The 12743-nt window shown below is 44.1% G+C and carries 10 protein-coding genes; 3 read left to right on the top strand and 7 right to left on the bottom strand.

Annotated features, from left to right (window positions below; genetic code table 11):
- Positions 1-647: 647 nt before the first annotated feature.
- Positions 648-1814: an MFS transporter gene (locus RDK53_RS07080; protein ID WP_308513925.1), complete on the bottom strand. Its 1167-nt coding sequence runs from the start codon at positions 1812-1814 to the stop codon at positions 648-650.
- A gap of 348 nt (positions 1815-2162) precedes the next feature.
- On the opposite strand from RDK53_RS07080, the gene RDK53_RS07075 reads away from it, so the two are divergent.
- Entirely contained in the window at positions 2163-3674 is a 1512-nt protein-coding gene (locus tag RDK53_RS07075; RefSeq protein ID WP_308513924.1) for an FAD-dependent oxidoreductase, read from the top strand.
- Positions 3675-3794: 120 nt separating this feature from the next.
- Here the strand turns inward: RDK53_RS07075 and RDK53_RS07070 are convergent, their stop codons facing one another.
- Positions 3795-5387 (bottom strand): AAA family ATPase, encoded by a 1593-nt coding sequence (locus tag RDK53_RS07070; protein WP_308513923.1) that lies wholly within the window; start codon positions 5385-5387, stop codon positions 3795-3797.
- Positions 5388-5573: 186 nt separating this feature from the next.
- Here RDK53_RS07070 and RDK53_RS07065 point away from each other — a divergent pair, with 186 nt between their 5' ends.
- Entirely contained in the window at positions 5574-6332 is a 759-nt protein-coding gene (locus RDK53_RS07065; RefSeq protein WP_308513922.1) for a Crp/Fnr family transcriptional regulator, read from the top strand.
- Between the two features lie 5 nt (positions 6333-6337).
- Here the strand turns inward: RDK53_RS07065 and RDK53_RS07060 are convergent, their stop codons facing one another.
- Genes RDK53_RS07060 through RDK53_RS07040 form a run of 5 tightly spaced genes read right to left on the bottom strand, consistent with a single transcriptional unit; the run spans position 6338 to position 11155 of the window.
- Positions 6338-7114 (bottom strand): AAA family ATPase, encoded by a 777-nt coding sequence (locus RDK53_RS07060; RefSeq protein ID WP_308513921.1) that lies wholly within the window; start codon positions 7112-7114, stop codon positions 6338-6340.
- A complete protein-coding gene (locus tag RDK53_RS07055) occupies positions 7107-7826 on the bottom strand; it encodes a hypothetical protein (protein ID WP_308513920.1) in 720 nt (239 codons plus the stop codon). Before RDK53_RS07055 ends, RDK53_RS07060 begins: the two co-directional genes overlap by 8 nt.
- Before the next feature lies 1 nt (position 7827).
- Positions 7828-8637, bottom strand: a complete 810-nt coding sequence (locus RDK53_RS07050) for an acyl-CoA dehydratase activase (RefSeq protein WP_308513919.1) — start codon at positions 8635-8637, stop codon at positions 7828-7830.
- 34 nt (positions 8638-8671) lie between these two features.
- Complete coding sequence (locus RDK53_RS07045) at positions 8672-9985, bottom strand: 2-hydroxyacyl-CoA dehydratase family protein (protein ID WP_066595435.1); 1314 nt, start codon at positions 9983-9985, stop codon at positions 8672-8674.
- 15 nt (positions 9986-10000) lie between these two features.
- The gene (locus RDK53_RS07040; RefSeq protein ID WP_308513918.1) at positions 10001-11155 is read right to left on the bottom strand and encodes a 2-hydroxyacyl-CoA dehydratase family protein; all 1155 of its coding nucleotides are present in this window, start codon (positions 11153-11155) and stop codon (positions 10001-10003) included.
- A 518-nt stretch (positions 11156-11673) separates the two neighbouring features.
- On the opposite strand from RDK53_RS07040, the gene RDK53_RS07035 reads away from it, so the two are divergent.
- Positions 11674-12480: a PD-(D/E)XK nuclease family transposase gene (locus RDK53_RS07035; protein ID WP_308513917.1), complete on the top strand. Its 807-nt coding sequence runs from the start codon at positions 11674-11676 to the stop codon at positions 12478-12480.
- Positions 12481-12743 lie beyond the last annotated feature (263 nt).

Genomic DNA, 12743 nt, shown 5'->3' with positions numbered 1-12743 from the left:
CAACAATAGGCTACGGCTGTTGTAGTGGTGGTAGGGAATCCTCTTCGTTCACGAAGAGGAGGATGTCAATTTCTTTGTAGTAAAGCTTTAGGCGCTTAGATGCAAATTTTTTAGGGACAAAACAGCTAAAATCTTCTACTATCTATCGGGCGCCAAGAGATTCCGGATTTAAAAATTTTGGAATACTTGTAGTAATAGAGTAAGAGATGCCGTCCCAGGAATCTTTCAGACCAGAAATTGGCAAAAACAAGATATAGGAATTGGTGGGCAATGCTTTTCTATTTTTCTAATTTCTGCTTGTTGGTAGTAATAGTTTCCGGTTTTCACGGCTCATTCAAAGATCAATTCTCCATCATTAATGAACAATCTACGATTCAGATTACAGCGCCGGACGAAAAAACTCTGTAACCGAACATAAAAGTTTGAAATAAGGGTAAATACTTATATTTATTAATTGATAATGATTCTCAATTAATGTATAGTTCTACTTACTGAATCAAACTTGATTCAACTCCTTGATCGAGGCCAGCCTCGTGGGTAGTTAGTTAATGGGGATTGCCTTAATGAATTAGGCACTTAACCGCAGATGGCTCGAGCCACCTGCGGTGTTTTTTTGCAATCATGCGATTGATTGCGTGAGCCTTCGATTACGCTTTGCCTCCAGACTTCACAAAAAGTCTTCGGAGAACCAAAGATGCCGCAAAAATAACAACCAGAAAAGCTACCACCAGGAAAAGCGCGGAGTGCAGCGAGCTAATTTGTGCCAAATATCCGATGCACGGAGGGACGGAAAGCAAACCCCCGTAAGCAAGAAATGCAACGGTAGAACTGGCCCGCTGAGGAGAGATTCCCGGGATGGAACCGGCTAAACTGAATAACGTCGGAACTACCGGTGCCAAACCGATTCCCAGCAACGCATAGCCGAACAAGCAAAGATAGGCCGATTGTGCGAAAAGAACCGTAAGCATTCCACAAAGGCCAACCACCAACCCTATTCTAATTGGTACGAAAGAGCCAACCTTTTTTCTGATCGGATCTGCAAACAATCTCCCTATAAAACTCATTGCTGAAAAAACTCCGTAAACCAGTGCGCCAAGTGCTATAGGAGCATCTTTTTCTTCAACAATATAAAGAGGTCCCCATTCTGCTACAGAGCCTTCAGAAGAATATGCCAAGAGCGTTAACAGGCCGCAAACAATTACAAAGAACGGAATTTTGCGTTCAGACTCAGGCTTTGCTTCCTTGTCTTCAACTTTTTTGTGATCAGCGAGAAGACCCGGTTTTGAAAAGATCCCAATCGCAACAAATAGCCCCGCGACACAAGGAAAAAAAACTTCCGCTTTGAGTGCCGCAGAAGCCGCAATAGCCGCAATAATGGATAGAACAAGACTTCCGGCGCTGTACAAGGCATGAAACAGATTAAGCGCCTGCTGATTATGTCTTTGTTCAAACAAAATTCCCTGCATATTGACGGCCGCATCGATCAAGCCTACGCCAAGACCAATCGCGCCGAAACACATATATAGCTGTACCGGGCTGGATGCAAAGGCAATGGCACAAACGCAGAGAGAAATCCAAACTGTGCAAAGGAAGATCACCAAAGCTGATTCAAGTTTTTCCAGAATCTTTTTGCTTAAGAGCAAGGAAATCAAAGAAAAGACTCCGAAGAAAAATAGAGCCGTTCCGATTTGTGCATTGGTTGTTTGAGTATGCACCTTGATTGAAGGCATATACGCCATAATGGCTGAATATGTACCGCCGGCAACAAAGAAAAAAGCCATGCAGCTCAGCCGATTTCTTAATTGTTCAGTCATTGAAACACCATCGAAAACGAGGAATACGTCCTCAGGCAGGCGCATTAAAACATGTAAAAAATGAATAGTCAACTTTAGAATTTTTTAAAATTCAATATGTTGCATATAAGCAGCAAACATCGCGGCTAGTCTCTCAGCTTCTCTTTCAACGCCATATTCTTCTTGCAACTTTTTCATTTTTATGCGCAATAAAGTTATTTTTTGGACCTAAACGAAATGGATCTACTCATCTAGCGTTAACCGTTGAACAATCTAAGAGGAGATAAAAATCAACGTTAAACATTGAACATTTACACAAAGCCAGAGGATCTACTATTGCCTTAAACACCGCAATCACAAGGAGTCAACATGAATAAAACAATCTTGGTCTGTGCCGTTTCCTCTTGCCTCATGGCTTTTGCAAATGCTGCCGAATATAAGCTCAGCACTGATGTGCTTGTCATCGGAGCCGGTTCCGCAGGTTTAACAGCTGCCGTGCAAAGTGCCGAAAAAGGAAAGAAAGTCATCCTGCTGGAAAAGAATCCTATGGTTGGCGGCAGTTCTCAATTCGCTGAAGGTCTTTTTGCCGTCGAATCCGAACTAAATCGTCTCAGAAGCGACACCTTGACAAAGGAAGAAGCATTCAAAACCTTGATGGAAAAGCACTTCTACGTTATTGACGGACCAAAAACCAAAGATTATGTAGAAGGCTCCGGTGAAAACATCGCTTGGCTTACCGATCACGGCATCAAATTCGAAGTCGTCAGAATGACGCCGTGGGAAGAGGCCACATGGCATGTCATCAGCGACTACAAAGGAACAAATCACGGTGCCGGACTTATCAAAGGGTTAAAAGACAGTGCGGACAAACTGGGCGTCGATACTAAGACGAGCACTCCCGCTACAGAACTCATTCAGAACGACAAAGGAGACGTCATTGGCGCCAAAGCCGCCAACAAGAAAGGCGATACATACATCATTCAAGCCAAGGCCGTTATCCTAGCCTCCGGCGGTTTTGGTGACGATCCTAAGAAAATCGCTGAATGGGCCCATAGAGATCCGGAAGGCTGGAAGTCTTCGGTCAACATGAACAAAACCGGCGACGGTATTCAAATGGCCTTGAATGCAGGCGCACAGATGGGACCAGTCTCTTTCGTTGGCCATTTAGGAACAGAAGGCAAAGGCATCAAGTTCTTAAGCGACCTCTACACAACTTCTTGGCAACCGTCAGCTCTTTGGGTCAACTCAGACGGCAACCGTTTCGCCAACGAAGACGTCGCCTTCTCTTTCAGCCAAGCGGCCAATGCCATTTATGCACAGCACGGCCATTATGCCTGGAGCATCTTTGATGACTCTCAAGTCAAATACATGATGGACAAAGGCATTGATTCCGGCATTGGCGTATTGGCACCGGTTGGCAAAAAACTTCCTAACCTTCAGAAAGATATCGATGAAGCTTTGGCCGCCGACAGCGACAACTTCAAAGCCGCTGACTCCGTTGAACAATTGGCTAAAGAAATTGGCGTTCCGGAAGCAAATCTAGCCGCCGCGGTTTCTGCCTACAATAAAGGTTGTGAAGTACAGCATGATGGTCAATTCTTTAAGTTGAAGAATTACATGCGTCCGCTTAACACCAAGAAACTCTATGCCATCAAGCTCAAAGCCTACTATTTCAGCTCTTACGGCGGCCTTGTCACCAACAGAAATCATCAAGTTCTGGATAAGAATAACAAACCAATCAAAGGTCTTTATGCCACAGGATTAGAAGTTTCCAACATGGTTGGACCAACATACACAACTTGGTCTTCTGGACACGCCTTTGGATTTGCAGCCTTCTCTGGCAGACACGCTGCACTTCATGCCACAGAAAACATGAAGTAGCCTGATTAACGAATTTGATAGTCGAACCAAAAACCGCAAGGCACTGAACTTTGCGGTTTTTTGCTTAAAAATGAGAGGCTGACGTTACCTATAAGCCTTCATCTTATCGTTCCTCTCGGCTCATGCTTGCGCCCAGCGGACAAATTGTCTTTCTTTGATGGAGAATACCAGGACAATCTTTTTTAGTTCTAGATAGTTTTCTTGCTCGCCGTAGTGTCGAGCTGTGACCTGATCTATAGCTTCCTTCAGTTCTTCATCTGCGGCATGCTCGTCTCTGACTACCTTGAACTCAAAAATCCACAACCTATCACTCGCTTGAACTTCCAAATCGCTTCTGCCATGGGCATTGTGACTCTCAATTTTTGGCTTTAAGCCGGCACCGGCAAAGTACACCTGGACATAGGCCCGCAAAGAAGCCTCATCCTTAACCGGATAACGATGATAGTCGACTGCCAAAAATAATCGATTAAGGATATGGAAGACGGATTCCGGCGACTCTTCTTTCAGCACACGCACAATCGGTCCCGCTCCAACCTGACCTGCAACTCTGCCGCGAAGAAGTTGTTCCAGGTACAGCTGAGCCATCGAGCGTTTTACTTCTTGGTTGGGATAGTCCAGGTAAACCGTGTCTGTATACTTTATTGTCTTAATTGTTAGATATCCTGCCTGTGTCAGAAGACCAAGATCTGACAAGCCTTCTACGTCCGAGGATCCTTCCAAAGAGGCCAACGAAATGGTTTTTTCGCGGCAGTATTCTTCCGGATTCCGAAGAGCATGGGATTTCAAATAACCCAACAATACGGACGGCTTGCCACCGCTTTCGAACCAGTAGTCCAAAAAGCCGCTTTCAGGCTCAGAAAAGAATTTCAACAAGGACCAAGGCGCAAAAACTTTGCTTTTGGCGGTTCTTTCAAAGCAAAATCCATCATATTGGGTAGTCAGCTTCTCCAAAAGTTTTTCTTGTGAGAGGCAAAGTGCATCCGAAGCCTGATCCAAATAGCCTGAAAAATATGTTTGGAGCTCCTCACGGGTATAGCCAAGCAAGCTTCCGAATCGAGGACTTAACGAAATATCATCCAAGTTATTAAGCTCGGAAAAAATATTAGTTTTATTGAATTTTGTAATGCCGGTAATAAAGACGAACCTCAAAATCTGATCATTGGACTTCAATACGGAATAAAACTCGGATAGTACGTTCCTGACAGAGGTAAAAAGCTCCGGATCGAATAAAGAGGATGTTAAAGGAGCATCGTATTCGTCGATTAGCAGGACCAGAGAATTCACCGGCTGAGTCTTCATCCACGCAGACAACTGGCTAAATATTGTGGTGTTATCAGGTTTGTAAGCGAAACCAAATGGTGAAAAGTTATCAACCAGACGATCTCGCAAATCATCCGTAAATTTCTGTAGTCCGAATAGAGGCTTAACCTCAGAAAAATCCAGCCTAACTACATTGTAAGTTTTGTCATCTGTCCAGAGCCGCTCGATATCCAAGCCGTGAAAATCTCTTAAACCATGCTTGAACAAAGACTCAAAAGTTGAAACTAGCAAAGACTTCCCGAATCTTCGAGGCCGGATAAGGAAATATTTCCTTCGTTTAGAGGCTAACGCAAAAACGAGGTTGGTTTTATCGACATAGATCTCGTCCGACATTCGTAAAGCAGCGAAATCAGAGGTTCCAAGCGGTAAGTCTTTCAAGGCCTTTTCTGTCATTTGCCATTCCAAAATTCTTCTTCTTTCCATTCTACTTACACGCCGTACGCCTCGGTTCTTTTTCTTAATTTTGTTTGAGTCGAAGCCTAAAAAATCGGCCTCTCCTAAACCCTATGAACACTTGGGAACTCAAGCAAATTGCTATATAGTTATCAACAGACGGTGTTTATTTAGTCGGGGGTAGATTTGCGCCAAATCGTATTCGGACAACAGTGGATTCACTCGGAGGAGCCTCCGGAAATAAAGGAAATCTTCTTCAAATACGGTGAGAAGAGAAAAATCAAAAAAGGCCAAGAACTCCTCCATGGCGGCCCGTTCGGAGAAATTGGGTACCTTTTGAAAGGTTTGTGCTTCTATCGCTTTTGGGACTGGAACGATAAGGAACATGTATTTGCCTTAATTCTTCCCAAAAGATGTATGGGAGACATCGACGGCGCCTCTTGCACCGTAGCCAATGTCAGCGCTTACGTCGTTAAAGATGGTGAGGCACTGTTCCTGCCCTACGAAATTTGGCACCGAGAAATCACGGCTAATACCCAAATCTTGGACATATTCACTGCCCACATAGTCAAGAAACAAGAAAGCCAGATTGAAGCGCTTCTTGCTTGTTTCACTATGGAAGTTGATATGAGATTGGTATCACTCTTCCAAGCCTTAATCAAAGCCTATTACCCAATCAAAGCCGACGGTTGGAATCCTCTTCCGGTTCAGCTCAACACCGTGATGCTCAGCAAAATTATTTCCTCGAGCCGAACATCTGTCTCTTTACAGCTAAGTGAATGGGCAAACCGAGGACTGGTGAAGAAGGATGGAAAATTCCTGCTTATTCACGGCGCCCTTTTCTCCGATGTCTTTGACTGGTGGGAAAACAGAAAAACAGAGGCAGATAATTTAAGAGGCCGGATTGTCTCCAGCCTCAATAAAGAGATTCCCAACAAGGAATGATAAATTTACCTAACGGCTCCTCCCGCACACTTCAAGCAATCCTTCACGGCTAAAACCGCTTGATTGTCATCGGGCAGTTCAAGTAAAGGACGGCCCGCAAGATCGAATTCTTCCACTTGCTTATCGTAGGGAACCGACCCTATCACGTTGATATGTTCTTTCTCCGCAAACTCTTTAAAGCTTGTCACATCGGACTGGGCTCGATTAAAAACGACGCCTAAGTTTTTGCAAGCCGGAACTAAGCCTTCGTCAACCATCTTTTTGATATGACGTACCGTCTGCAATCCTCTGAAGGAGGTATCAGTCACTAATATCAGCGTATCAATCTTCTCGATTACCTGACGGTTGATTTGCTCTAGCCCGGCTTCGCCGTCAATCAGCACAACATCGAAAGAATGCATGATGTTTTCAATAGCGCCTTTGAGCAAGTCGTTAACAGAGCAGAAGCACCCGATAGTGTTCATACGGCCCATAGCCAAGAAAGAAAACTTCTCATTTTCATCCAAAGCCTGCGCAGTCAAATACTCAACACTGTCAGCCAGTTCTTCTAAATCTTTCTTAGTGCCTTTTTCCGCTTTTTCCAGAACCATTTCACGGATGGAGCCGATAGTGACTTCACTTTCTCGGCCAATGGCGTAGTTGAGACCGAGAGCCGGATCAGCGTCGACCACCAGCAGTTTCCCCGGAACTTCGTTCATCAACACTTTTGTCAGCATTGCAGTGAATGCCGTCTTACCGACGCCGCCCTTCCCGCAAACTGCAATTACTCTTTGCTCACTCATTTTCTTTCTCTTTTCTCTTCAGGGTAAGAATGCGTTCTACCTTACGGACATTGGCGCAAAGTTTTTTATCCGAACACTTCCCGCAATGTCCAAGTACATGACATTCTTTGAAATTGAATCCGCGCTTGTCCCAAACTGCAGCCTTCAAGGCTTCCTGTTGCTTATTCCATTCTTCGGAAGCAATGCGTACCGTGTCAAAGACAGATCCGTTTTCCGTTACAAACAGAATTTGGATTAATGACAGTTCAGTAAATTCCTCTTGCAGCCGGAATAAAAGTACCGATCCTAATTGAAAGAGGTCCATGCCGCCTTCGATAGCTTTCTTGGAAAACCGAAGCCAGATTTTGTTTGCAGAGCCTTTGACCATCACATCCTTGACCTGAAGCTCTCTTTTCAGGTTTTGAATGATTAGGTACAAAAGCTCATCGTTATCCTCGCATCCGACTACGTTAAGCTGCAGTGCCAAAGGCTGACTTCCGCTCAGCTCATTGACGTCCTTTCCTACCAAATAGACCCCGCTGTCAAATTCTGACGGAGACTCAGAAAAGGTCAGGAAAGACTGTTCAGGATTCTCGCCCAAATCAACAGCAGTATTTCCTTTCAGCACAAAGTTAGATCGTGTTGAGAAAGAAGCTTCTTGTTCTTTTGTAATCGGGCAGCCGCCTTTTCTTGCTTGAGCCAGCAGCGAATCCCAAACATTCAGTCTTTCCATGCTATGCCTTCTTTAATGCTTTTTCTTTTGCAAACAATGCTGCGCCTAAAGCTCCGGCAAGCTGAGGATCGCCGTCCATATGGCCAAGCTTCATCTTCAGTCTCTTTTCCAAAGCTTTTTGGAGCGCCTTATTCTGTGCGCAGCCGCCGGTCAGAACCACATCTTCTTCGATCCCGACCTTATAGGCCATGCCGTGAATTCGGCGGGCAATCGATTCATGGATGCCGGCCGCGATATCTGGCAGCGGAACGTCATTGTTAACCAAGGAGATAACTTCCGATTCCGCAAAAACGCTGCACTGCTTAGAAATAGCACAAGGTTTGTCAGACTTTAAAGCCTCAGCAGCCAAATCTTCCAAACTTAAATCCAACACACGGCCCATCACTTCAAAGAATCTGCCAGTACCAGCCGAGCATTTGTCATTCATTTGGAATTCCAATACTCGGCCTGTTTCATCAACAGAAATGACTTTGCAGTCCTGACCGCCGATATCGATAATGGTGCGAGTTGTCGGCCGCAAATAGGTTGCTCCCCGGGCATGACAGGAAATCTCGGAGATTTCTTCATTGATGTTTTCAACGGATCCTCGGCCGTAGCCGGTAGCTACCACGTAAGCATCCTTCGGGAAACCCGTTGCCGGATCGACTTCATTAATTCCGGCTTTCTGCATGGCTTCTGCTAAAGCGTGTTCCATTGTCTTCTTCGGACCTCTGGAAGAACGCACGATGGAGCTCCCGAGAATCTTTTCAGATTCATCCATAATGACAACCTTGCCGGTTGTCGAGCCTAAGTCACAACCTATAAACAGCATTTCGCACCTTTCTTATTTCTTGATATCTTCTTTGTTATTTCTTGGCATTCTTCTCGAAGCCGTTGGCACTCAAGAAGTTCGAAATATCGTTCTTAACTTTCTCGATCGGAGTAAAACGTTCATCGAACAAGCTTGTAGTCAAAGTCAGAAGAGGAACCTTCATGTCTTTGCAAACTTTCTTCATGAACTGGTTAATACCGGCCTGATCTTTATGACCCATATGTCCGGAGAACAATACGGCATCAATGTTGTAGTCCTGGATAGCCTGAGTCAAATCGTCAACAACAACGTCAACCCAGCCTCTTCCCTGACGAATCATCGGAACTTCTGCGACATTTCTGCGGGCCAAACCGAAGAGCATAGATTCTTCCGTAGAAGTATCGACCGGAGTGTATGGGCTCAAACCTTGGAAGGAGTTAACCACAACGGCATTCCATTCTTCGGCAAGCCAATTACCGAGTTTTTCGCCCCAGAGCGGATTCAAGTCAGGCCAGAACAATCTGATTTTTTCGTTCATGACCGGGCCTACGCCTTTTTCGACGTTTGCTTTAGCAACATCGCGAACGGCTGCCATCAAACCGGTAGCTCTCGGATCGCCTGCCGGCAAATGCTGAGTTAAAGCCCAGAAAACGTCGCCGATTACAAAGGACGGCATCGGAGCCGGAGATGCCTTCATGTATTCGTTGACTTCTTTCCAAATTTCATACTGTTTATTGGTTTCTTCAACCACTGCTTTGACTTTTTCGAAGTCATACTTAGCGCCGGTATTCTTCTCGATGAAGCCAATCATTTCTTTGAGCTGTTTGGCTACATATTCGAAGTCTTTATCTGTATGACCATAGCTTGGGTCGATGGTATAAACAGGAACGCCCTTCAAGAATTCGGAACGGGCAAATGCCTGGTGAAGCATCAGTTGGCCATCGCATGGTTCAGCCATAGCAACGAAGCAATCGGGACGCGGATGAAGTCTGTTTTCCATGGAATAGACGGCATATCTAACCAAAGAGCACATCTTGTCGTCCAAATTGAACTTGTCGCATTCTTTAGCGTCGGCATAATCAGTCAAGCCAAGATGAAACATCAAATCGAAAACCGGGTTGTAATAAACCACACCCATACCCGCGAGGATTTCCTGGCAGTTGCCGTACCAAGTGCACATCAAAGGCTTCTTGTTTTCGAAAGCGTCAATCATTTTTTCGTTGTGATCTTTCATTAACTGGACCACAGCGATCTGAACCGGATTTCTTTGTTCTTCCGGAAGAGACTCGAAGAACTTCAACACACCTTCTAATCTGTCTCTGTATTCTTTGGTTCTTTCGACACCGGTTAATTGGGATAAATCAGCCATTATTCTTCTCCTGGATTAGAGGTTCTTTTGAGATTTCAGACTTTCAACAAAGGCCTGAACACGAGTTCTAATCTGTCCTTGGGAATCCGGGACATAATCGACTTCTAATTCAAGACCGGGGATACCTTTTTCTGCCAAATATCCGCGCATGAGGTACTGCTCAAAAGCCCACATATCGCACATGTAAATGCGTGAGGAAATAACCCCGTCAACTTTATAATCTTCAACTAGCTTACCAAGCCGGTCAAGTCTTTCATCTTGAGTGTGCATTTGACGGGTAGCGGCCGGCATTTCATCGAAGTAATAATCGATGATGGCGTCCAACGGAGCCTTTTCTTCATCAATCAAGACTGCGGAAGAACGGCTGCCGAAACCGAGGTTATCTACGACAATTTGTCCGCCTTGGTTTTCCAAGATTTCAAAAAATTCCTGACTGTCAGCATGACCGCCTGTATAGAGGAGACGAATAGCAGGTTTGTACTGCGGTCCTTGTGCTTTAAGTTCGGCAATAAGTTCTTTAAGCAATTCGTTGTAGTCTTCCAAAGGCATAGAGATGCCGGCCATCATCACGGCAATTAATTCAGAGCCCTTGAGATAAACCTCATCGCCTTTTTGCATTTCATAAAGTTCCGCCTGAAGGCGGCGTGTTTCATTATGAAGCTTGATGGCTTTTCTGAGGTCCTCGTCAGTAATCTTGACGCCGAACTTTTCTTCGGTAGCTTTGATGTATTTTTCGATTTCTTCTCTATAGAAGGCCTTAGCGAGATCTCCGCGCTTCTTAGGAATATAGATGAAGTGATAAACAGGATTTCCGGGGACGGTCAGCCAGTTATCATAAATACGGCGAGCATGGTCGCAGCTGTTATAAAAGACTGCGCCGTCAAGAAAATCGAGTTGGTCATTCAAGATTTGGTTGTAAGTATGACGAACATAATTACAAGCTAAATTGCGGAAAAATGCATCAGCGTATTCCGTTCCGTCGGAACCTGTTCCGCGAATGAAATATGGAACTGCACCTGCAGCCGTAATAATTTCAAGCGGAGTTTCCTGATATAAAAAACCGACGACTTTCTTGCCGTTTTCTTTTGCTTTCTGAAGAATAGGATTATTTAAGGCCGTGGCAGCTTCCATCAATGGCTTTAGAGCTTTAGGTCTGTCTACATTTTGCATTGACGCTCTCCTTGAGATGAGGCTAATTAGATTTGTAAGCTTTTAACAAGCTACTATCCAATATAAAGCACACGTCTGAAAAACTCTGTTAACTGACTAACACTACTTTTTTCCTTCAGGAAAAACCCCGTTTAGCGTAAAAAACTCCGACTGCGTTAAGGCCGGCTTCTTAATTTCCATAATTTTTCAATAGGTGCTAACTATGCTGCAAAAAAGCTCTGATGTCTCTAGGAAAACAGACAGAGGGAATGCGCCGTCCTTCTTTTTCGTCGATAATAAAAAGCCTCCCAAAAAGAAAGACGGAGAACAAAAGTGAATAAGCACTTTCAATATATAAGCGACTCTCCCATCATCTCTATCACTCACTACAAGTTTTCAAGCTTACAGCATTAAAGCTGACACCTATATCTAATTTGCTTTTCTTTTCCACCTAGACAACAGGTGGGTCATTAAGTAGAATTTCTTCAAAACTTTGGTTTAAATCTCACGAGAAAAATTTTTCTTACTCTTTGAATAATATGAACAGTAAAACTAGAAAAGAACAAGCACTAGAGTACATTCGGCATGCGCGTCTCATGGATGACAGCTTTTTCGAACTGTGCTTCCGAGGTAATCCAAAGTACATCGAAACCGTTATCAACGGCATTTTCAAGCAACTCAATATTCCAGAAGTAAAGATTCAAGAAATTTTCACTCAGGAACGGTACCTTACCGTTGAAAACAGAAATGCATGCCTTGACGCAGTCGCTACAGATGAAAATGGAAACTTAATTAATATCGAAGTACAAAGAGCCAAAAGACGGTGTCTTTATCGAAGAGCGCGCTATCACAGTTCTTTGCTGGATACAAATAATCTCACAAGCGGAGAAGATTTTGCCAAACTTCCGGATACCTATGTTATCTTTATCCTGGAATATGACCTGAAAAAACAAGGCCTTCCCGCCTATCAGGTAAAAAGAGCTTTTTTAGAGGACAATTCGGATTTTGATGACGGAACCAGATTCATTTTTGTTAATGGAACTTACCGTGGCAACGATCCCATTGGAGAGCTGATGAGCGATTTCAATGCGAAAGGAGCAGAACAGATGAAAAATGCGATATTGAAAGAACGAGTTGAATTTTTCAAAGAAACTGAGGAAGGAGTAAGAGAAATGAAAGGCATCGAACAGGTCATAGCAGAAAGAGAAGCGTTAAAAAAAGCCATTGAAATTGCAAAAAATTTCCTTAAAATCGGCAACGTCCCGCTGGAATCCATCGCTCAGGCTACAGGATTACCTTTGGAGGAAGTCAAAACTCTCCAAAAATCACTTGTTACCTCCGAATAAGATATGTCTCTTTCAAAATCTTCTATTTCCCAACACTTTTTCTGCAAAGATTCCTTAATTTTCTATCTATGAGAGAGTCCTTGGGATGAAGGTAAGCAAGAAGTCGGAAGAAGTAGCGGATCTGATGCCGTTACTTATCTTCGTATCGAACAACTTGTCCCTCAAGAAAGACCCATCCTGAAAATCTCAAAACTTCTGAGTAGCGTTAACTATTTAACAGTTTTTGTCTCCAAGCTGAGGAACAATGAATTATCTGTTTTCCA

The organism is uncultured Turicimonas sp., assembly GCF_902477955.1.
Classification (GTDB): domain Bacteria; phylum Pseudomonadota; class Gammaproteobacteria; order Burkholderiales; family Burkholderiaceae_F; genus Turicimonas.
This window is presented reverse-complemented; position numbering and strand designations above follow the sequence as displayed.